This is a genomic window from Paenibacillus sp. FSL H8-0283, assembly GCF_045040675.1.
Classification (GTDB): domain Bacteria; phylum Bacillota; class Bacilli; order Paenibacillales; family Paenibacillaceae; genus Paenibacillus; species Paenibacillus amylolyticus.
Map to the genome: position 1 here is coordinate 5,597,515 of NZ_CP150295.1, position 22,442 is coordinate 5,619,956.

A 22,442-nucleotide genomic window follows, 5' to 3' on the forward strand; every position below is an offset into this window, starting at 1 on the left:
AATTAATTTATCAATTCATGGACATCAATGCCGTATTCATAAAATCAATTATAAAGCTGCCACCCGGGCGAAGCATCCGATGAATGGCACGTAATACTTTCAGTTGTTCTCCGCCCTCCATTCTCGCCCTCCACTTGGTCACTGGCCCTCTGTCTGTAGTCACTATTGTACAAGCCTGATCATCTCCCTAGCTTTAATGTATTGTAACGTCTTTATTCTGCAAAACTCAAAAAATCCCAGTAAGTTTCCAACATTGAAGAGCCAAAATGCACACGATATAATGTTAGACATATGCCTGCAAATCGGTTAATTATAAGAGGTTGTTCAAAAAGCAACAGGAGGTGTTCTTATGATTCGCATCGGACTTACCGGATGGGGGGATCAGGAAGATCTCTATCCAAACCGTACCAAAGCCAAAGACAAGCTCAGTCTATACGGACAGTACTTCTCCACCGTGGAGGTGGATAGTTCTTTCTACGCCGTTCAGCCGCGGGATCGAATGGCACGGTGGGTTGCAGAGACGCCCGAATCCTTTGCTTTTATCATCAAAGCCTATCAGGGAATGACCGGACATCTGCGAGGCAAACCATACTTCACCAGCACGTCGGAGATGTATAAGGCTTTTCGGGAATCACTGGAACCGGTCATTGAAGCCGGCAAGATGCAGGCAGCCTTGTTTCAATATCCGCCTTGGTTTGAGTGCAATAAAGACAACGTGAAAGAGCTTCGTGAAGTGAAACTGAGAATGGAGGGCATTCCGTGTGCCCTGGAATTCCGTCATCGTAGCTGGTATGAAGGTGACATGCGAGAGCGCACGCTTTCGTTCCTGAAAGAGCAAGGCTGGATTCACAGCGTCTGTGACGAACCTCAGGCAGGTCTAGGTTCTATCCCCATCGTGCCACAGGCGACGGATTCCGAGATGACGCTGGTGCGCTTGCACGGACGCAATGTGTCCGGTTGGCATCAGAATGGTGCGCCTAATTGGCGCGAGACCCGTTACCTGTACCGTTACAACAAGGAAGAGCTGTTGGAGTGGAAAGGGTATCTGGAGCAATTGCAGGAGCAGAGCAAGGATGTCTATGTTATTTTCAACAACAACTCCGGTGGTGATGCAGCAGCGAATGCCCAGATGATGATGGACCTGCTGGACCAGCCAGTGAAGCCTTTCCCTGACCGTTCTGAACCGGAGAAGGAAGAAGGACCGGAGCAGCTGGAGCTATTTTAATACGTGCTATAAACGGAGTTATTCATATTATTGGGTGAAGGTAAGTGTATTTATCATTGCTATTATGCAGAGCGGATTCGATATTGGAAACAAACTAAAAGCGGCAAGCCCGAGGGCATTGCCGCTTTCTTTAGCTGGTAATCTATCTATAGAAGGCTATCCACATACATTCGTTTCGTTGTGTCAAACATCAGCGCTGCGCGGCTGTAACCGAAGACTCGATATGCGCCTCACGGAGCTGCTGGTTCATTTTATGCGCTTCAATGCCTGCCAAGAGCACAATGCCGATCCCATGGGTATCGTTCAGATTCCATCCCAAATCATCGCGATAATACAAGGCGGTAAACGAGTACCCGGAGCCCCGGCATACCCCGTATATATTGCCTTTATAGTCAATCGACAAACGTGTCATGCCTTCCCATCCTTTGCGTACGGCCTCCAGATAAGGCTCTGGCTGTTCCAGCCAGCCTTCCCGAATACCTCGGGCATAAGCGTAGATGAACATCGATGTGCAGGAGGTTTCTTCATATGAATCCGGGCGGTTCAGCACCTGATGCCATAGTCCATTTTCCCCTTGCAGCGCCAAATAACCTTCACTTAAATCACGATAGAACTGTAATAGGTCCGACCGTTTCACATGATCATGTGGCAGGATGGATAACAATTCGGTTAATGAAAAGAGCACCCAGCCGTTCCCGCGTCCCCACGGAATACCTGTAGCCCGACCACGCACAAAATCATACACATGGGACATGATCTGTTGTTCGGGAAGGTAGAGGTATTTACGGAACATCAGGAACTGATTGACCGCATCATCCCAATACGTCGCATCTCCTGTCAACTGACCATAACGCATCAGAAAAGGTGTACTCATGTACAAGTCATCACACCACATCGTTTCCTGACGCATCTCTCCACTGCCGCGAACCCGGTAAAAGGCACCATCCTCCAGACGTTCCTGCTCATCCGTAATGTAGCCCGCAATCCGATCCGCAGTATCTCTTCCCCCACGAATATCACCCAACTCCATCGCAGCAAGCAGCGTAGACCCAAACGAACCGCAATCATCCAGACTGTCGATGGCAGACAGCTGATTATTAATCCCTGCCGCACCGTACCCTTCCCGATCCCACAGACCATAGCGATCAAATGAAGTACTCAGTTCAATATGTTGCCGCACATACTGAATGTAATCATCCCGTCCCAATTCCTGTCCCATCTGTAGCAGTCCAAGCAGGGTAACGCCAAGCGGATAATTCCACTTTCCGTAATGTGTATTTTCCAGGTAAGGACGAACATGGGTGTCGGGAAGATCTACCCGCCAATACACACCTTGTGCGCCATCATCAAATACGGTATCTGTTCGCACGATGTCGACATGCGATGGTTCAGCACCGGGAGCAAACACACCCGTGTACAGCAAGGGGTTAGAACATCCCGCAACCGGATGAGGCGATTTCAGTCTCCAGCCTTTGGAATCCGAACGCTCGGCATATTCCAACGTGAATCCCCATGAGCCGCCGACTGCCTGAATTTCACCTTTCGCCACCAGATCGGATGTACCGTAACGGCGAGGAAGTTCAACGCGGAAATTACCGCTGCTTCCAGCAGAGTATACTTCCGTGCCATCCACATACAGGGTCAAAGCTCCATCATGACGACCTTTTAAAATAACTGGTGATGTTCCTGGCAAAGTTACATCCAATCTGGACCATGCGTAGGCAACAGCGGGCTTTTCTGTACCAAAGATGCGGGCAAAAGAACCCATGCTCTGCTCCTCATCTGTCCAGCCCCTGCGCGGATACCAGGTAAGACCCGTTTCTTCTTCCGTCATGCCGTCACGAGGAAGAGATACTACAGGTTCATCGACGGGTTCCGAATATAACCAGCCCTCCTGACCCTGACGATCTGCCCCAGGAGTGAGGAAGTGCAGCGGGAAATTTTTGAACGAGGCTGTTCCGTAGATACCGCCGAATCCCACTTCTGTTTTGACAAAACACAGCAATACATCATTCCAGCCATAGTTCACGGAAATCGGAATCTGGGTTCTTCGCTCGGGAAATAATTCCTGCAACAGCTCAGACTTGAATACCTCTTCACCGTTCACGTAAATCGTCACCGGACTATAACAGTTCAAGCCCGTATTTAACGTTGTATTCTGCTCGCTCCATAACTTGCCCCATACATACACGTACTGCCCTGCATGCGCCCCAACGCATTTCTCATTCAGATTCAGGTCGTAACGATAATCTCCAAGTCTACGAAAACCTCCCTGATGATAAGCTCTGAACAAAAAGGAATGTTTCGGATGATCGCCAATATAACGCTGAGCCACCGTAGTTAATATATCCGGAATTGAATCGTATACCTTGCCTGCAATCGCCTCGTTCTCATGAAAATAACGAATGATCGTCAGCTCCCTTCCTTATACCTTGATTCGTTCGCTTAGCCGCAATGTTTCTCCACCCTGCACTTCAACAACCTGCTGGTCAGCCGTGAACCAAACCGGGATGGCAGACGGATTATGGATGATGGAGCGATCTGCTGAACACTCCAATCGTTGCACCGCTTTCCAATAGGCAATCACTTCGATGTTCGTGGCATACCAGATATCGTCCCTGCCGCCAATCTGCTCACCGAACTGTTCGATGATCTCCCAGTTGTCGTTGTCATTGAACTCATAACTGTGACCCCAGACGTAGAGTAATAGTGGCGTACCTGTTTTGGAATGTTGGATAAAACGTTTGGCATGCGCCGCCAGATCATGGTTATGATGACACGTCGGATGCCATTCAAGCGGCCGATCTGGCAACGTGTATCTCCCATGTGATTCAACGGTACGGGCATAATCAATGCCAAGCCACTCCAGCTTTGTACTTAACGCACGGTCATACCCTCCGTTGGGATAAGCCATGCCTCGTACCGGATAACCGACGAGCTGCTCCAATGCTTTTCGGTCCTCCGTAATCTCTTCGGTCAGTAGTTCATTCGGAACATAAGGCAGCGTAGGGTGAGTAACCGTGTGAACGGCTACTTCATGCCCCGAATAAAGTTCAGCGACTTCCCCAGCCTCAATGCGGCCTGGATTACGCAGGGTACCGGAGTTCAGATTAAAGGTTCCCCGCAGACCATACCGATTACAGATTTCCACCAGTCTACGATCATGCACCACTCCGTCGTCATAACTGAGCGTTAACGCTTTCATCACACCACCTGGATAGCGGTCAAACTGAATACGATGTCCCATCCCTTACTTCCACTCCTTTATCACAATTCTTCAACAGGTACATGACCTGCATCCTGTAATCGATGATGTTCCGAATCAAAATACGTACCTTCCAGCAGGCCGATCAATGTGTTGGTAATCCGCACTTCAATGTCGTTGTCTCCCGGACGCAACCAGGAGGTCTCTCCCTTCCAACGATACGGAGACCAGCATCTTACACCCGGGCTATGTCCGTTTACCCGCACTTCCACCACATCCTGCACACGCCAATCGCTAAATTCCAGTTCAAACGAGGTAATATCTTCACCTGGCTCATCCAGCCAGAACGTGCGTTTATAACTCATTTCCCCGGCAAAATGGGGATACAGCGGCTGCGGTTCAGGTCCGATGCAAAGGGCCGTGTCCGGTTCCCGCACAAGCGAAACCATGCCTTCATGATGGAACTCCACGCCGAATCTTCCCTGTAGATACAAGGGATCCACGATGCCATCCTCATCTTTCGTTACCTGCACAATCACCGCCATTTCGTTGAGACCGCTGTGCAACAACTCCGTGATATCACAAGCGATATTATTGTGATCGGTGATTTCAATTGGATCGAACTGTTCTTTTCCAAGTGGTTGCCCATTAATCTCCATGGACCAACTGCCCGAGATCGCCGCTCTGTCCATGAATAAAAGGCATGCAGGCAATGCCGTTCTTAGCTCAAATGTAGTCGTATATCGACATTCGATGGGATAGGCTAAGGATGCTTTTTTCGGTGTGCCAAATACCTGATTAAACTGGACTGGCAGATGCTGCTGCTCCGATAATTCTGCCGCCTGATCAATAAACGGTTTTACAGCTACATGCTGGCTTTCCAGAATCACACCATTAACATTGGAAGCCTGAAGATGGAATTGTCCCATTCGCAAAATGTTAGGTTGCACCGTTTCCAGTCGCCATGGCCCTTCCGAAGGGACCATGATCTTACAGGCTTGATTAGCTCCTGCCAATACATCCGTTACGAACGCCGAACCCGTTTTGTCTGTTACATCCACCTTCGTTGTTAATGCCTCTTCCTTCGCAGGTTGTAAAGTAAGACGAACAGCATGCGCTTCATAAGGTGCCAGTGTTAGTGAAATGCACCATTCCCCACCACTGCTCGTATACGGCAATATCTGAAGCCGCCCTGTCTCCAGATCAAGTCGTTCTGCCACAATACAAGCACCCTCTGTCAACTCCGTTCCATCCCACAGCTGTCTGGCGACCAGCTTCAATTGACCAATCAGGTCCTGACCCTCCTGATTGGTCAATTGAAGCTGGTCGCCAGACGACAATTGACGGGTATGCATCAGCAGGGAGGCGCTTTCCTCCTCCATGATCCAACAGATGGGTTCCGGCAATACCTGATCGAGCAGGAGAGAGATTAGCTCCAGCGAAAAGTCATCTCCCTGCCCCGTTCCTGCGGGTAGAAAATAGGCATTCCCCTCACCCTGATGCCACATGGTTTCACGGTTATCGTGATCTGTTGTCACGCTACGGCCCCAGTACACCTCTTGTGGCTGCTCGCCCGCACCAAAGAACTGGGCAGCTTCATCTCCCTCTGGACTTCCCTGCTGAATCGCAATATGCGGAGGCATCCCAACAGAGATGACAGTTCCTCCCTGCCGAACAAATCGCTTCACCTGTTCCCAGGCCACGGCCTCCAGATTCAGCATCGGTGGCAGAATTAATACGTCATAACGGGCAACGCCGATCTGAATGATACCATCCGTTAAGTCAGCTTCCGCCAACAATTCGGGATCAAGGTGATCATAGTCACGTCTGTTTTCGAGCAGAAGTGTCGTGATCCTCATCCAGTCCTTCGTCAGGCGCTCCAGTTGCACCCGTTCTGCTTCGTCCTCGCCGCTATACTCAAATCCATGCAGCGGATTACCCATCAGACTCCAGAATGTCGTCGTTGGGTCAAGTACAGCAATTCGAATGTCTGCTGCTCCAGTGCTCATGAGATAGCTCAAACGTCCGGTGTAATCCCCCAACTGCCGGAAATGCTTCCAGTAGGGATTCTGTAAAAATTGAGATGGCGGTGCGTCATGCTTCGCAAGCCCACCAATCGTATAGAAAAAGGCGTGAAAGTTATAAAAATTGGTGCCCATGGCGGCCATTCGATCAATCATCCACTTGGCATCCTGTAGCGTCATGGACCAGCCTACACTGTGAAAACATTCAATCAGATTGCGGCTTCGGCCCAATTGCCGGGCAAGCGAACTGACCATCTTGGGATTGTCACGCATCTTTTGACCATACCGTTCCAGAATCCACGATAAGGATCGTCCAATTTTCTCATGTGCTGAATCACCACCTGGCATATGGCTGAACAACTGGGTCGTCATCCGTACACCAGGCACTTCAGCCGCGTACTGGATTCCTGCTTCCTCACACCAGTCATGCACCTGTTTGTGATAGGACTCCCTGAGAAGCAGGTGTAGGGACTGATAGTAGTCATACCGAATCCGATGCGCGTCCGGAACATCACCATATAACAGCGCCGGTAGCGAATCGATCAGACTATAACCACAACGCTCGCTGAAATAACGGGGAAGCTGTTGCGACCAAGGGATACGACCCAGCGGTGCGATCTCATCCGAGAACATACCTTTGATTACGCTTTCAAATTGATCTCCAACCGCTGACTTATAACGCTCATGTGTCAGTTCAATAAAACGACTCATCGCTTCCTTGTGGCAAGGATCAACAAAGTTGCCGTAATATTTGAAATCATCGATCTCCATTTCTTGAAATATAATCAACTCCCAATCACCCGGGGGAACATCCCACAACAAGCGGAACGCTGTTCGGTAGGTGAAGAACCGCTTGCGGTTATACGATGTGAGTCCGGTCTCCTGATAGACCTGATCGGTCTGGATATTGCCGATTTTGCTGCGCAGATCGATGGACCCATGCCACAGACGCTTGCCCTGTTCATCCTTGGGAATCGCCTTGGCAACCAAGACTCGTCCCCATGGCAACTCCATATCCACAGCTTCTCCGCCCTGAACCACCAGTTGGTGATGCACGAGCTGTCGTTGCTTCGCTTCAGGGAAATCAAGGGTCACTTCCCCACCAGCCATCCCACTTGGATATGGATATTCGTCATATAACCATACCTGCATGCCGTGAGCAGCCGCCGCTTCCACTGCAATCCGCACCTTATCAAACCACGCTTCCGACAGATAGGGAATTTGCAGTCCCTGACGTGGACAGATGAAGAATCCACCTACACCTTGCGCCGCCATCTCAGCCACTTGCCGCTTAACCTGTTCTTCTTCCATATCCCCGTTCCAGAACCAAAAGGGATGGACCCTGTACTGCGCCTCGGGATTTTCAAAAGCATCCCCGTTCCACATGTTGCCTTCCTCCCTGCGTGTCCAAGAGTGTGTGGTGTCCAGCTTTACCAATAACGTTCATTTCAGTTCAAATAGGTTTTTTTCGATTTGATTATACATCAAAAACCATATTCAGGAAGTCATAATTCCCAGAAAGTTGGATGAATCTTTGTTCACGGATCAAGCCATCACAGCGATAAGAAAAACCCGGCTGTTTCCGCTACACTGAAAGTACGGCTACCGGGCTTTGGCTTATAAGACTACTTCAGTGCAGCGTACAATTCATTGACTTCTTTGACATAATCGTCTCCGCCGTTGTTCTTCCACAGGGCAACAGCATCTTCGAATCCTTTCTCATCAATCTGACCTACGATATATTTGATCCGCGCATCGTTAATGATATTGTCCAGCTGTGGTCCTTTCTGAGCGTAAACATCAGAGATCAGCGGTTCGCCAGGATTGGCAATGACAATCTCTTCGTTGGCTTTCTGCACCTGTGCAACCTTTTCACGGACAGGTGTCTGTTGGACACGAAGCGTTCTGTCCTCCGGCACAAACATCAAAATCTGATTTAAACCCTGCAGGTCGCGGAGCGCAAGCTTGTCAGTGCTCGGTATGATGTAGTCTTCTTTTTTCTCATACTGCTTGCCTTCCAGTCCGTTGTACAACAATGCCTGCAACTCCGGTTCATTCAGCTGATCCAGAAAGCTCAGTACCTTCTTCAGGTCTTCTTCCGTTTTGACACTGCTTTTGGAAATGGCAATCAGGCCTGAGTAACCGGACGTTGGCATATCACGCAATCCCTTTGGACCTTCCATCGCTTGCAGCACATCCACACGTCCTGTCGCATTGGGGTCTTTATCGAGTATTTTCTGATCCATGCGCTGTGCATTATCTGCTACATCCACCATGACACCTGCTTGACCATTCACAAAAGGATCAGGCAGTTTCGTTGCATCCATCACGGCAAAGTCCTTGTTGACCAGACCTTCACTATAAATTTGACGGAAAAATTTCAGAGCTTCCATGTATTCTGGTGTCTCATGCGCCGGGATCAGGCCTCCGCTGCCATCATCTGCCCACTTGTTGGGTGCACCGAACCATACCTGCATGTTATCCCATGGGCCCGTGAACTTGCTGGCAACCAGACCATAGGTATCATCCTTGCCGTTACCGTCTGGATCATCCTTCGTGAACGCTTTTAATACATTGTAAAATTCATCAATCGTCTTTGGCTCTTCCAGCCCCAGATTTTCCAGCCAATCTTTGCGTATTGTGACCCCATTACGTCCTAAGGCGCGTGCCCGGTAGATCCCATAGGTTTTGCCATCGATTGACGCATTGTTGGTGATGATTTCATTCATCTGGCTCAGATTCGGATAATCTTTCAGATAAGGACCAAGCTCCCAGAATGCTCCGGTTCGGGCCGCATTAATAAAACTTGGGGACTTCCCTAACACCACCATAATCTGAGGCAGCTTTCCCGAAGCCAGTGTGATGTTAAATTTGTCTTCGTACGAGCTGCTTGGCACCCACTGCAGGTTCACATCCACCTTGGTCAGTTCTTCAAGCTTCTGGATGACCGGGCTGTTCTCCGGCGGATTCTCCGCTTCAAAGTTCGGCAGCATAATGGTAATTTCGTCTGTGCCACCGGCAGCGCTCCCTGAACCTGTTTTATCCGTGGAGCATGCTCCCAGAATTGTACTCAATACCAGTGACGCAGAGAGTAACAGTGCACCTTTTTTGAATCCCGTTTTTTGTCCCATACGTTCTCCCCCTTGGCTTTAGCCTTTGATTGAACCTAACATGACACCTTTGGCAAAATGCTTCTGCAAAAACGGATACACCAGCAAAATCGGAATGGTACCTACAACGATCACCGCCATTTTAATCGACTGCTCTGGTGGCTGCACAAAATTGGGGTCCATGTTAGCCATATCTCCGACACTGGCTTGTGAGAGCAACACGATCTGTCTCAGCATGACTTGTAACGGCCATTTGTCACTGTCGGAAATGTACAACAGTGCCGAGAAAAAATTGTTCCAGTGGCCTACGGCGTAGAACAAGGCAAACGTGGCAATGACCGGTTTGGATAAAGGCAGAACGATTCGCCACAGCACGCCTAAATCCGAACAGCCGTCGATGCGGGCCGCTTCCTCCAGCCCGGGCGGCATTTGCTGAAAAAAGTTTTTGACAACTATTAAGTTAAAAGCGCTGATCGCGCCAGGAAGCATAAGGGCCCAGTAAGAATCGAGCAGTCCCAGTCCACGAATGACGAGATACGTTGGAATCATGCCACCGCCAAATAACATCGAGAAAATCACCATATTCATCATGACGTTACGACCCCAGAAGTCACTTCTGGATAGTGGATAAGCCATCGTTAGTGTGAAGAACAGATTGACCAGTGTACCTGCCACCGTGATGAAAATGGAAACACCAATGCTGCGAAAGATCGTGGACGATGAAAAGATATACTCATACGCGCTGAAGGAAAACACCTTCGGAATGAGGAAAAAACTGCGTTCGGTGATCTCGGCTTCCGTTGCGAAAGAATTCCCTATAATATACAGGAACGGAAGGACGGTTAATATGCCCAGAATCCCCAGCATGACGTAATTGAAGATATCAAATACCTTGCCGGCAGGGCTGTTGTATAGACGGCTGTTCATGGGAGCTCCTCCTTAATAAATTCCGGGATGGCCGAATTTTTTCGCAAGTTTATTACTGCCAAGCACCAGAATAATCCCCACCACAGACTTGAATAGTCCCACAGCGGTACTGTAACTGAATGCACCTTGCGTAATCCCCACCGTGTACACATACGTATCAAATACGTCCGCCACATCCCGGTTGAGGGAGTTGGTCATCAGATAGATCTGCTCAAATCCGGTATCGAGGAAGTTCCCCAGTCTGAGAATAAGCAAAATGACTATGGTCGTACGAATGGCTGGAAGTGTGATATGCCACATCCGCCGTAACCGTCCTGCACCATCCACAATGGAGGCTTCATATTGTTCCGTATCGACACCTGCGAGGGCTGCCAAGAAAATAATTGTGCCCCATCCCATCTCCTTCCACATCATCTGAACAATAATGAGCGGGCGGAACGAACCCGGGCTGGAGAGTACATCAATGGGCTTGCCTGTAATCCAGGCGATCAGGTCGTATAACACTCCGCCCTGCGGGGTCAGGAACACGTACGTGATACTGGCGATAATAACCATCGATACAAAATGGGGTACATAGACCAGCGTTTGAATCATTCTTTTGAAGAAAGCGACCCGAATTTCATTTAATAACAAAGCGATAATGATTGGTGCCGGGAAAAAGAAGATGAGATCATACAGGGCAAGGACCAGCGTATTACGTAATAGTCGGAAGAAGTCCGGATTGGAGAAAAAGTTCGTAAAGTTCTCTAACCCCACCCAGTTACTCTCCCGGATGCCCAGGAAAGGCTGGTAGTCCTGAAAGGCAATGATGATCCCCCACATGGGCAAGTATTTAAAGATGACAAAGTACAAAAAGCCGGGAAGCACAAGCACATATAACCACTTGTTTCGTTTGATCTGCCTTTTCCAATTGGACTCTCGTCTCATGGGCCTTGTGGCCCTATCCGCTTGGGTGGTTGCAGTGCCGTTGGTATTCCAGTCCGTCTTCCCGTTCATCATGTCTCCCCTCCCTCAACGATGTAAGCGTTATCAATTAACCTGTTATTCAGACTATACAGACGCCTGGTTTCCGGCAACCTTCATTTTTTGCATTGCTACGACATGATGTTCGGAAAGCCCGCTATAACGCCATTTTCACAAGAAATTGCACATAACGTAGCGGGTAGAATTGCACATTTTTGCGGGTTTATCCTTCTTTGTATCACGGTAAAAAAAAGAAAAAACCGGCATCCTCTAAAGCCGAATGCCGGTCTGAAATGACAAAGATATAAAAGGTTATTGTCCAAACCATTGATCGCGATACTGACTCGGGGTAACTCCCTCCTGTTTCTTGAAGATCCGATTAAAATAACTGTGCTGATATCCCACAGCCGCTGCAACATCATTGATTTTCATCGTTGTCTCCCGCAACAATTGCTTCGCCGCATCCATTCTCACACGTGTCAAATAATCAATAAAGTTGATGCCCGATACCTGTTTGAAAGCCTTACTCAGTGCATAGGGTGTCATCTGCTCCTCGTCAGCACAATTCTCCAGCGAAATGTCGCTGCGGTAATGTGTATCGATATACAACATCGTTCGTTCCACCACCAGTTTCAGCGGTTCCTGCGATCGTACCTCAACCTCTTGTATATAAGGTATGAATACCTCATTCATCATCCATTGTCTCATCTGTATAGGTTCACGAATACCGGATAAACGCTCATACATGTTGCTACCACCAAACAGCTTATAAGGTGTGACTCCCGTTTGCAGCATCATGTGCTGAATGCTACCGAGCAATTGAAGCATCATCTGTTGCACCTGAAATTCGGTACTGCCCGTCCGCGTAATCTCACTCATGAATTGTTCCAGCACACGTTCCGCTTCGGCTTGTTTGCCCAGCCTGACCGCCTGTAACAATTCCCGTTCCAACCCAAGCGGATAGGAAGCTGCTTCATTTCTGCGGAAACACGCCTCATCCTCCAGATCGAGAATCTGACTTCCTTCCTCCACACTGCGATAAGCCACGGCCTGTTCCATCTCGACGAATCGTCCGGGCAGTTCCTGTAGTGAAGCTGCCGGGCGACTGACCATCAAGGTCACCTTCATTTTGAGCGTCCGTCCAATGACCTCCACCAGTTCCCGTCCCCATAACAGCGCTTGTGACTTCACAGGTTCGTCCTGGGGAGCGATCACAAGCATGGCGGAAGACAGGTCATGAAAGTTCATGACACTGATCTGCCTGAAATAATTTTTCGCAACTTCCTGTGTAATATTCACTGCTGCAAAGGTAACTAATCCCGTGTCCTGGCTTCCAAATCTGCCTTGCAGCTGCTCGTACCCCGTAAAATACATCTGCACCAACAAAAACTGCTGGCCCTCCAACTCAAATCCCAGATGACGCATCCGCTGCTGAAGATCCTGCTCGTTATAGGCATATAGATGCCCCTGTACAAGTTGTAAGACAAAACTGTCGCGCAGATGGGGAAGCTGCTCCTGCAATTGGCGATGTGCCGTGACATTGCGGGAGGTCAATTCGTTCCACTGTTGCTCCAGTAGCTTAAACTCGTCCAGCTTGGCATCCGTTGGTGTTGTTTCGTTTCTGCCAGGCGTAAGCAGATGCAGCATCCGTGCTACAGGCGAATAGATGCGGCGGGAAGCAAACCAGGATAACAATAATCCCAGGATGAGACTGCCTGCACTCGCAATGACGATGATTTTGGATACCAGTTTGACTGGCGAAGTGACTGAGGTCAGAGGTGCTGCGGAGACATAAGTCCAGTCTGAATCGATCCGGCTCAATGAACCGTATGAGACAGAATAGGTCTGATCCTCATATCGGAACAGGAATGAGCGGCTGCCCGCATGCAGGGCTACTTCTTCTTTTAGCTGCTGCTCAAAAGCAGAAGTCTCTCCCGCCGTTCCCGGATTCCCGGTAACCAGTGTGTTTCCTTCCTGATCCATAAGGAACGTTAAACCTTCGTCATACGGAGTAAGCGTTTTCAATAAACTGGCGACTTTCTCGTTATCCAGCGTGATGATCAGTGCACCAAACGGATTAATGCTCTCCCCCGGTATCTTATGTACTAGAACAAGTGCATTGCCTGCATCCGTATGCAGTGGACTATCGTTGGTCGAAGGTTCGGTATCACTGTTGATGCTGGAAACCCAATCTGTCCAGTACACGTGGTTCCCCATGGAAAGGTATCGATCATATGCTTGTACTTTCGCTTCATCGTTCAATTCGGTATAATCCCGATTAAACAAGATTGGCTTCGGTTCCTGCAAATACAGCTGTGCTGACTTGATCAGTGGATGGGAACCTTGTAATACGTATAAGGTAGTCACAATCTCCTGCGTTTCATTAAAATAGTACACAAAATCCAGCGTTCGCAGTGCATTGCCAAACCTCGGTTCAAAAGCCCAATGGGATAAGTTCATCTCCAGATAAGCCAGCTGGTCATCCACATTACGTGCCCGGTTCTCAATCTGGTTCTGGTGCATCTGATTGAACTCGGATTCCATCCGGCCAACAACCTGTTGATACATGACGATACCTGTGATTAGTCCGGGAATGCTGGCAATGAGTAAAATAAGCATGAGGCTGTTCCGATAAAATCGTCCTTTATGCCTTCCAGCCTTCAAATCGGATAACCACTTGAATCTGCCAAATATTCGATCGCTCCTAGTCGGTTCCATCGTTGCTCACCTGCCTGCTTGCATCGAGTCTGACTGTCATGGAAACTTCCTCAACTCCCCTGAGAATATATGGATGAAATCCTTTTCTTGTATTATACGCACAATCCTCAGGTGAATGAAACGATCTGTAACCGATCATTTTTTTAACCAATGTTTTATTAACATGACAAAATGGATTACAATGAGATATAGCAAACATGAAGGAGGCCTTTTTAATGAAAGAACAGACTTATTTTGAACAAAATAGAGAAAAACACCTGGCAGAACTGAATGAATGGTTGTCCATTCCAAGTATCTCTGCCATTTCAGAGCATAAAGAGGATATTAATCGTGCAGCACAATGGGCAGCAGATGCGCTCACACGTGCAGGCATGGAAAACGTAGAGGTCATTCAAACGGCTGGACATCCGATTGTCTATGCAGATCACCTGCATGCACCCGGCAAACCAACGGCTCTGATCTATGGACACTATGATGTACAACCTGTTGATCCGCTTAACCTGTGGGAGACACCTCCTTTTGAACCTACCGTTCGTGATGGCAAGCTGTATGCCCGTGGTGCAACGGATGACAAAGGACAGATCTTCCTACATATCAAGGCAGTAGAAGCCATTCTCGCCGAAAACAAAGAACTGCCAGTTAACATCAAGTTCTGCATTGAAGGCGAAGAGGAAATCTCCAGCCCGAACTTGCCCATCTATCTGAATGAACATACAGACAAGCTGCGTGCAGACATGATACTAATCTCGGATACGTCCTTGCTTGAAAAAGGTAAACCGGCGATCTCTACAGGCCTGCGCGGCCTTTGCTCGCTTCACGTAGATCTGAACACAGCCAATACCGACTTGCACTCCGGTTCATTTGGTGGTGGTGTACCTAACGCACTGCACGCACTCGTATCCCTGCTCGCTTCGTTGCATGATGAGCAAGGCCGTGTAAGTGTAGATGGTTTCTACGACGGCGTACTGCCACTGTCTCCTGAGATGAGAGAAGAATTTGTGAAACAAGGCTTCAATGAAGAACAGCTTCGTCAAGACCTTGGGCTGGAGCAATTGTACGGCGAAGAAGGTTACTCGTTCGTGGAACGTGTAGGCGCTCGTCCAACATTGGAACTCAACGGCGTATGGGGTGGTTTCCAGGGCGAAGGCAGCAAAACGGTTATTCCGAAGGAAGCTCATGCCAAAATTACGTGCCGTCTCGTGGCGGATCAAGATCCACAACATGTATTGGATCGTATCGAAGCACATCTGCGTGCTCACGTTCAACCAGGTGCAACGCTGCATGTGAAACAGATCGAGAAAGCTTTTGCTTTCAATACCGATCCTTCGAATCCAATTCTGCAAAAAGCAGCAGATGCGTATGAGCACGTGTATGGCGTTCGTGCCCTCTTTACCAAAGATGGCGGCTCCATTCCGATTGTTGAGAAACTCTCACGTGTACTCGAAATCCCTGCTGTTATGATGGGCTTTGGTTTACCGGATGAGAACCTGCATGCACCGAACGAGCACTTCAACCTGGAGAACTTTGATAAAGGGTTGTTGACGATTGTTCAATTTCTGAAGAGTTTGTAATAGTTCGGACTCGTCGTGTTTAAAACCAGTTCATGAGGGCGTGCTGAGTAGACGTTCCGGTGCCGAATCGTTCTTTAGATCGCTGTTATCGTCGGATTTTTTGGATTCCCCTTCTCAAAGGGTAAAATCCGACGATAAAGGCGAACGCTCCGCTTCTTCAGAATCGATTTCGTCCCCTCCACTACGTTGCAGCTTCTCGCATGACTGATTTTAAGATTGAGCCTAACTATTGAATGGTTAGTGTAATGGGGAGAACAAAATGACGGCCTTCGGGTCGTTTTTTTGTTATTTATTTTATTTATTTTTTTCTTTGTTTTTTTGTTTCTTTTTTCTTTGGTTCTTTGGTTCTTTGGTTCTTTGGTTCTTTGGTGAAATTGTAGTTTTTTTGATGGTTGCTTTTTATGATGGAGACGATGGAGGCTTACTTTTAAGTGGGTTAGTGTTTTAGTGATAACAACATGGCAGCCCTATAAGCTTTCTTTGAATTTTGTATCGATCATTACGTCGGAGCCTTAGCGCGGCTGCTTCGAAGGATTGTGTCTCACTTTGATGGGTTAGTGTGATAGATTACCTTAACGATGGGCTACTGAACACTTTTTCGATTTTTTTCTCGATAACTTCGTTATCATTGTTCCTATGACTGATTTTATAGACGAGGTCTCGGTTTTAATGGTTTAGTGTATGGGAGATAACATACGCGACCTTATAGTCTTTTTTGATTCGGTCTCCTTCACTAGGTTTCAGCTTTTACAGCGGTTGCTTTATTGTGACTGGTTTTAGACGACGGCTAACTTTTAAGGGTTTTGATAGAGATAACTCAAGCGTTGGCCTTTGGAGGTTTGTTTGAATCGATTGATATTCAGTATATTCAGTACTTAGAATGAACCTTATGGAGTATGATGTGGATCGGGTAACGAAGATGTTGATAGCTAAAGGGGTTTTGTGGATGGGAGGGTCTTTCGGGATTCCTGCGTTTTGACTTGCTTATGTTCAGCGACTTCGGCGCGGGACTTTGCCATGAGTGTTTACCTGCTGTTGCGCCCCGGCAAGCTAATCCAAAATGATGAGGTGAATGTTGTGTCTACTTCTCACCTGACCAAAAATGCGCTGGCTCACTCGCTTAAATCACTGATGGAGCATACTCCATTGAACAAGATTACGGTCAAACATCTGGTGGAGAATTGCGGAGTGAACAGGCAAACCTTTTATTATCATTTTCAGGATATTTACGCGCTACTTGGGTGGATCTATCAGACTGAAGCGGTGGAGAGTCTTACGGAGTACCGAAGCTACAGCACATGGACGGACGGATTCTATAAAATCTTTTGTTACATCGAGAACAACAAAACGTTCTGCTGCAACACACTCAACTCGCTCGGGCGTACCCACCTGGATGTATACCTCTATGAAGTAACCCATGATCTGATCATGGGTGTTATTGATGAGCTGGCCTGTGGGATTAAGGTCTGCGGTGAAGACAAAGAGTTTGTCGCCAACTTTTATACCCTGGCTTTCACCGGGCTGATCATTCAATGGATGAGGGGCAACATGCAAGAACCGCCAAAACAGATTATTGAGAAGCTTAGTGAGCTAATCGAAGGCAATGTCCTGAGAGCACTGCACAGGTATGAGAATAAGCTGCCATCCACTTAAGGATGCGCGGCTTTTTTCACATGTGATCTATGCCTAGGTTTTAGACACTTTACTACAAGTGACCAAAAATTGGACACTCCCTTTCTTTTGATCATACCTTACGGAACCTGCAAGGTTTACATTAGGGATGTGATTACAGTAACTTTTGGAGGCGAATGATCGTGAAGAAAGAACATGGTAATAAACAGGTCTATTTTGTAGGCGGCGGCATTGCATCTTTGGCGGGTGCAGCTTATCTGGTTAGAGATTGTGACTTTCCCGGAGAACATATTCACATTATCGAAGAAATGCCGATTCTCGGCGGCAGCAATGACGGAGCTGGTAATCCCGATCAAGGTTATATCATCCGCGGCGGGCGAATGCTCAATGATGAGGCCTATGAGAATCTGTGGGAGTTGCTGGCTTCCATCCCTTCCATCGACCGTCCGGGCATATCTGTCCGACAGGAAATCACCGAATTTGACGATGCCAATCCCACACATTCCAATGCACGGCTCATCAACCGTGACGGCAAGGTCGAAGATGTGCTCTCCATGGGTTTTGATATGGCGGACCGGTTGGCGATGGGCAAACTGATTATTACTCCTGAAGACACGCTGGGTAAATTGCGAATCAACGACTGGTTTGGCCCTCACTTTTTCAAAACAAACTTCTGGTATATGTGGGCGACCACCTTCGCTTTCCAGCCTTGGCATAGCGCCGTGGAATTCAAAAGATACATGCTTCGCTTTTTTCACGAATTCCCAAGAATTCAAACGCTGGAAGGTGTCACCCGCACACCGTTCAACCAATATGACTCGATTATCCTGCCATTGCATAACTACCTGGAGCCGTTTGGCGTAGATTTCACCCTGAAATGTACGGTTACCGATCTGGATTTCAAAGACGGAGACGGCATTACGGTAAGTCGGATGCATGTGCTCAGGGAAGGTGAAGAGGAAGTCATTGACATCCTCGAAGGTGATCTCGTCATTGTCACAAACGGTTCGATGACCCAAGGGGCCGATATCGGCTCCATGACTTCCGCACCGAAACTGAACGGCAAGGGCAGCTCATGGAAGCTGTGGGAGAACATTGCCGCCAAGAAACCGTTGCTGGGCAATCCTTCTTCATTTAATGATCATGTGGATGAGTCCAAATGGGAATCGTTTACGGTCACCTTCCAGGATTCGGTCTTCTTTGATCTGATGGAGAAATTCACACGCAACCGGGCAGGTACCGGTGCTCTGATTACTTTCAAGGATTCCAGCTGGTTCATGTCTGTCGTTCTCGCCTTCCAGCCGCACTTCCGCGGTCAGCCGGAGCATGTCAACGTATTCTGGGGATACGGATTATACCCGGATAACGTGGGCGATTACGTGAAGAAAAGAATGTGCGACTGTACAGGGGAAGAGATTATGCAGGAGTTGATCGGCCATCTTCATTTTCAGGAACATCAAGAGGACATCATGGCTACCGCCAACTGCATTCCTTGCATGATGCCATACATTACAGCGCAATTCATGCCTAGACTAAACAGCGACAGACCGAAGGTTGTACCTGAAGGCTCCACCAACCTGGCCTTTATCAGCCAATTCTGCGAGATTCCCGATGACGTGGTATTCACAGAAGAATATTCGGTCCGAGCAGCACGAATCGCGGTATACACTCTTCTCGGAGAGAACCGGCCAATTGAGCCGATCAATAAGTATCAGTATGATGTCCGGACGCTGTTCAGCAGTTTTGTGACTTCGTTTAGATGACCACTTTTCATGAGGATTCAGACATTAGATGAATGAAGGAATGTTGGATGGATCTGTGGATGGGGATAGATCTTTGGAGATATCTATAGAATTCGGTGAGTAACTTTGTGATCTTTAGGAAGCTTTGTTATCTTAATTCTACGGATAGTGCCAAGTTAGTAAGATATGAGTTACTACATGAGTTAGCTTCAGAAGATTGCATCCCCGTTGAACGAGTTAATGAGTGAATATGGTTGTTGCTAAACTGAAGAGTCGTTGTATAAAGAAAATAGAGAGAGTTCCGTCAGCTATGACAGGACCCTCTCTTTCGTTTACTCGTTTACTATCTAAGTCCAACCCATAGCTTTCATCGAGATTGCCAACTGTCGTCTAAAGAACCTCACAAACCTTATTACTTGAAATTTCGCAGGTTTGAAAATCTAACGAATCGTAGACATCTTATTTGCGCTGTAGACATGTTTAAGTAACGAAATATCGTTAAATTGCATTAAATAGCGTGTCTGAGATTCGTTACATTTTCTATGACTGCCAAATCATTGGAATAAGGCTTCACAGATTCGTTAGCACTACGCGGTCTTCGGAGAAAACTACTTATGAGAATGGAATCGTAGTGAAATGTAGTTTTCGAGATCCTAGTCCATTCTTTCTTGAAGCCTAACTTATTACTCTTCCATGTTACTCACGTATACTCTTGTAGTGTTCTTATTATTCTTGGTGTTTATTTTAATTTTTTCGTTGATACTCATTGCTTATGAGTGCCACATATTATACTCTTCCTACTCACGCTGCTTATTACAGCCTACATATCACACTTCGCTTAAGTGCGGAATGTTGTGAACTTCAGCATGTGCACAAGCTTGGATAAATGTGCGATCTCCTGCTGGACTCCAGCGGTGTCCATACCTGCCATTGCCTGGTTTGCTCGCAGCGTTCTGCGCGTGTTCAGCATACCTTCGATCAGTTTCATGACCGTGTTGCGTCCACGATGATCGACAATCATATACTTTTTGCGTGCATCCAGCTCTACCCATACGATGTTGCTAAATGATGTGAACAGATGCCTGCGGTACAGCTCCATATCGGTCTCATTGTAATGCTCACCATAAAAGGCATAATATCCGTGTATGTGCAACTTCTCCGCCAACACTGTGATGAACGGATCATGTTCGAGCATAGCGTTACGTTCCATGTTTCACGCCTCCGTTATGCGTGATCCGCAGATCCCGTCTTTTTGAGATCTATTTTAACATATTGTGCAAGGTGTTGCCTCTACACAGATAAAAGCCAAGTTTTAACTCCGAAGACTAATTCATCACAAATGAGAGTTATTAGCACGATACTAATTTTCTAAATCTAATATGACTCGCCGATCTGTCTGCCCTTCACCCACACACCCTCAATATCCAACTCCGCATTCAGCAAAACGATATCTGCCTGCTTGCCTTGAGCCAGGGAACCTGTCCGGTGATCAATGCCCAGCAGGCGTGCCGGGGTCAGACTTGCTGCACGTGATGCATCGTTCAGACTCAAGCCCACTTCCTGTATCAGGTAACGGAAACCGCGAATCATTGTCAACGTACTTCCCGCCAGTGCGCCGCCGTCCTTCAGTCTGGCCTCGCCATGCTTCACAATTACGGGCAGGTCGCCGATTTTGTACTCCCCATCATCCAATCCCGTAGCAGACATGGCATCTGTAATCAACACGAGTTGATCATCATGTTGCTTCAGCTGAGCGAGGACCGAGATCGCCGCAGGGTGTACGTGAATACCATCGGCAATCACCTCAGCACTGATGCGCGGATCACTCAGCACGGCTCCGGCAGCCCCGGGTAGCCGATGATGTAACGGTGTCATGGCATTGAACGTATGTACTGCATGATGTAGTCCTGCCTCAACTGCCAGCTCCACCTCTTCATAGGTCGCATCCGTGTGACCAAGTGCCGCTGTAATCCGTTGTTCTCGCAGCCATGAAATGACTTCCAACGCGCCTTCACGTTCCGGTGCCAACGTAACTTGACGGATCAGGCAAGGATATTGCTTCTCCCATGCTTCGAGCCAGGATACATCAGGCAGTATGATATGTTCCGGATTTTGCGCACCAGGCCATTTCGGACTGAAAAAGGGACCTTCCAGGTGCACACCCTCAAGCTGTGCATAGGGCATTTCACTCGAACGATAGCGGTCGACTTCGGCAAGTACGCTGTCCAGGCGCTCTTTCGGAGCCGTCATGGAAGTCGCAAGCATCGCTGTTGTGCCCTGTGTACTATGGAAAGAAGTGATCTTGTCCAACACCTCCGGGCTTGCGTCCATAAAGTCTTCTCCGTTCCCACCATGCACATGGATATCAATGAATCCAGGCACAATGAGGCCGCGTTCCGGTACAGACAGCGGCAAAGCCTCTCTTCGAATCTGTTCGGGCAGACCTTCAGGTAACCCAGCATAGAGGATTTTCTCATCCCTCCAAGCTAATACACCGTCTTCCAATATCTCATTTGAAAGGAGCAGCTTGCCCCGAAGAAGATAAATATTTTCATCACGCTGGCTCCCAGGTTCATGGCTATTCGCTCCGGTCATCTCACCAGCCTCCCTGCTGCACGGTCCAGCAGTACCACCACATTTGGATGACATTGCAAAAGCGATGCAGGACAGGCCGTTGTGATTGGACCCATAAAAGCTTCGCGAATAATCTCGGCTTTTTCCTCGCCACGGGCAATGAGCAGAATCTGTTTGGCTTTCAAAATGGTACCAACACCCATTGTAATCGCCTGAGCCGGAACTTCATCAATGCTGTCAAAGAAGCGTGCGTTTGCCTTTCTCGTCTCTTCTTTCAAATCCACGACATGCGTTCGTCCAGTCAGTTCAGTTCCCGGTTCATTGAAGCCAATATGACCATTATGTCCGATGCCCAGCAGTTGAAGATCTACCGGTCCACGATCGTCCAGCCGTTGTTCATAGGAATTGCATTCCTGTTCCAGATCTGCAGCCTGACCATCAGGCACTTGCGTTCTAGCAATATCTACATCGATATGATTGAATAATTGTTCGTTCATGAAACTGCGGTAACTTTCGCGATGTTCTGTTGGAAGTCCAACATACTCATCGAGATTAAAAGAAGAAGCCTGTGAAAAGCTGACAAGCCCCTTCTGATATAACGTGATAAGCTGTTTATATATGCCTACAGGAGAACTTCCTGTCGCAAGCCCCAATACAGCCCGTGGTTTGGTCTGCAACAAGCTGGCAATGAGGCCAGCACCTGTGGCGTTCAAATCTTCTTCATTTTCAAAAATGCGTATATTCATCTTCA

The 22,442-nt window shown here is 48.0% G+C and carries 15 protein-coding genes; 4 read left to right on the plus strand and 11 right to left on the minus strand.

Features of this window, described 5'->3' with window-relative positions:
- Positions 1-10 precede the first annotated feature (10 nt).
- A complete protein-coding gene (locus tag MHI52_RS24715; RefSeq protein WP_353883418.1) occupies positions 11-163 on the minus strand; it encodes a hypothetical protein in 153 nt (50 codons plus the stop codon).
- Between the two features lie 186 nt (positions 164-349).
- Between MHI52_RS24715 and MHI52_RS24720 the strand changes: the two genes are divergently transcribed.
- Positions 350-1,225, plus strand: a complete 876-nt coding sequence (locus MHI52_RS24720) for a DUF72 domain-containing protein (RefSeq protein WP_340984347.1) — start codon at positions 350-352, stop codon at positions 1,223-1,225.
- A 190-nt stretch (positions 1,226-1,415) separates the two neighbouring features.
- On the opposite strand, the gene MHI52_RS24725 is transcribed toward MHI52_RS24720, so the two are convergent.
- The 7 genes from MHI52_RS24725 to MHI52_RS24755 all read right to left on the minus strand — a co-directional run bounded on the left by MHI52_RS24725 (position 1,416) and on the right by MHI52_RS24755 (position 14,172).
- Complete coding sequence (locus MHI52_RS24725; RefSeq protein WP_405157815.1) at positions 1,416-3,560, minus strand: glycoside hydrolase family 105 protein; 2,145 nt, start codon at positions 3,558-3,560, stop codon at positions 1,416-1,418.
- Positions 3,561-3,650: 90 nt separating this feature from the next.
- Positions 3,651-4,472 (minus strand): polysaccharide deacetylase family protein, encoded by an 822-nt coding sequence (locus tag MHI52_RS24730; protein WP_340984344.1) that lies wholly within the window; start codon positions 4,470-4,472, stop codon positions 3,651-3,653.
- 20 nt (positions 4,473-4,492) lie between these two features.
- Entirely contained in the window at positions 4,493-7,840 is a 3,348-nt protein-coding gene (locus MHI52_RS24735) for a glycosyl hydrolase (protein ID WP_405157816.1), read from the minus strand.
- 239 nt (positions 7,841-8,079) lie between these two features.
- Positions 8,080-9,585 carry an extracellular solute-binding protein gene (locus MHI52_RS24740; protein WP_076329047.1) on the minus strand — a complete coding sequence of 502 codons (1,506 nt, stop codon included), beginning with the start codon at positions 9,583-9,585 and terminating at the stop codon, positions 8,080-8,082.
- Positions 9,586-9,603: 18 nt separating this feature from the next.
- On the minus strand, positions 9,604-10,491 hold the full coding sequence (locus MHI52_RS24745) for a carbohydrate ABC transporter permease (protein ID WP_017692544.1): 888 nt from the start codon (positions 10,489-10,491) through the stop codon (positions 9,604-9,606).
- Between the two features lie 12 nt (positions 10,492-10,503).
- On the minus strand, positions 10,504-11,418 hold the full coding sequence (locus MHI52_RS24750; RefSeq protein WP_405159423.1) for an ABC transporter permease: 915 nt from the start codon (positions 11,416-11,418) through the stop codon (positions 10,504-10,506).
- A 348-nt stretch (positions 11,419-11,766) separates the two neighbouring features.
- The gene (locus MHI52_RS24755; RefSeq protein ID WP_405157817.1) at positions 11,767-14,172 is read right to left on the minus strand and encodes an AraC family transcriptional regulator; all 2,406 of its coding nucleotides are present in this window, start codon (positions 14,170-14,172) and stop codon (positions 11,767-11,769) included.
- Positions 14,173-14,387: 215 nt separating this feature from the next.
- Between MHI52_RS24755 and MHI52_RS24760 the strand changes: the two genes are divergently transcribed.
- From MHI52_RS24760 to MHI52_RS24770, 3 genes are all read left to right on the plus strand, one after another.
- The gene (locus tag MHI52_RS24760; protein ID WP_076253298.1) at positions 14,388-15,743 is read left to right on the plus strand and encodes a dipeptidase; all 1,356 of its coding nucleotides are present in this window, start codon (positions 14,388-14,390) and stop codon (positions 15,741-15,743) included.
- A gap of 1,077 nt (positions 15,744-16,820) precedes the next feature.
- Positions 16,821-17,396, plus strand: a complete 576-nt coding sequence (locus MHI52_RS24765; protein WP_405157818.1) for a TetR-like C-terminal domain-containing protein — start codon at positions 16,821-16,823, stop codon at positions 17,394-17,396.
- 155 nt (positions 17,397-17,551) lie between these two features.
- Positions 17,552-19,138: an oleate hydratase gene (locus MHI52_RS24770; protein WP_405157819.1), complete on the plus strand. Its 1,587-nt coding sequence runs from the start codon at positions 17,552-17,554 to the stop codon at positions 19,136-19,138.
- 817 nt (positions 19,139-19,955) lie between these two features.
- Here MHI52_RS24770 and MHI52_RS24775 read toward each other — a convergent pair.
- The 3 genes from MHI52_RS24775 to nagB all read right to left on the minus strand — a co-directional run bounded on the left by MHI52_RS24775 (position 19,956) and on the right by nagB (position 22,437).
- Positions 19,956-20,327, minus strand: coding sequence for a hypothetical protein (locus MHI52_RS24775; protein ID WP_339185899.1), 372 nt, complete (start codon positions 20,325-20,327; stop codon positions 19,956-19,958).
- A 164-nt stretch (positions 20,328-20,491) separates the two neighbouring features.
- Positions 20,492-21,712 (minus strand): N-acetylglucosamine-6-phosphate deacetylase, encoded by a 1,221-nt coding sequence (gene nagA / locus MHI52_RS24780; RefSeq protein WP_405157820.1) that lies wholly within the window; start codon positions 21,710-21,712, stop codon positions 20,492-20,494.
- On the minus strand, positions 21,709-22,437 hold the full coding sequence (gene nagB, locus MHI52_RS24785) for a glucosamine-6-phosphate deaminase (protein WP_076319846.1): 729 nt from the start codon (positions 22,435-22,437) through the stop codon (positions 21,709-21,711). Before nagB ends, nagA begins: the two co-directional genes overlap by 4 nt.
- Positions 22,438-22,442: the final 5 nt, after the last annotated feature.

Bases quoted from the DNA above. Each gene is read 5' to 3' on its own strand.
- MHI52_RS24750 (WP_405159423.1), bottom strand. From the start codon at position 11,418: ATGAGACGAGAGTCCAATTGGAAAAGGCAGATCAAACGAAACAAGTGG.
- MHI52_RS24745 (WP_017692544.1), bottom strand. From the start codon at position 10,491: ATGAACAGCCGTCTATACAACAGCCCTGCCGGCAAGGTATTTGATATC.
- MHI52_RS24755 (WP_405157817.1), bottom strand. From the start codon at position 14,172: ATGGAACCGACTAGGAGCGATCGAATATTTGGCAGATTCAAGTGGTTA.
- MHI52_RS24720 (WP_340984347.1), top strand. From the start codon at position 350: ATGATTCGCATCGGACTTACCGGATGGGGGGATCAGGAAGATCTCTAT.
- MHI52_RS24740 (WP_076329047.1), bottom strand. From the start codon at position 9,585: ATGGGACAAAAAACGGGATTCAAAAAAGGTGCACTGTTACTCTCTGCG.
- nagB (WP_076319846.1), bottom strand. From the start codon at position 22,437: ATGAATATACGCATTTTTGAAAATGAAGAAGATTTGAACGCCACAGGT.
- nagA (WP_405157820.1), bottom strand. From the start codon at position 21,712: ATGACCGGAGCGAATAGCCATGAACCTGGGAGCCAGCGTGATGAAAAT.
- MHI52_RS24770 (WP_405157819.1), top strand. From the start codon at position 17,552: ATGATCGTGAAGAAAGAACATGGTAATAAACAGGTCTATTTTGTAGGC.
- MHI52_RS24735 (WP_405157816.1), bottom strand. From the start codon at position 7,840: ATGTGGAACGGGGATGCTTTTGAAAATCCCGAGGCGCAGTACAGGGTC.
- MHI52_RS24730 (WP_340984344.1), bottom strand. From the start codon at position 4,472: ATGGGACATCGTATTCAGTTTGACCGCTATCCAGGTGGTGTGATGAAA.
- MHI52_RS24775 (WP_339185899.1), bottom strand. From the start codon at position 20,327: ATGGAACGTAACGCTATGCTCGAACATGATCCGTTCATCACAGTGTTG.
- MHI52_RS24760 (WP_076253298.1), top strand. From the start codon at position 14,388: ATGAAAGAACAGACTTATTTTGAACAAAATAGAGAAAAACACCTGGCA.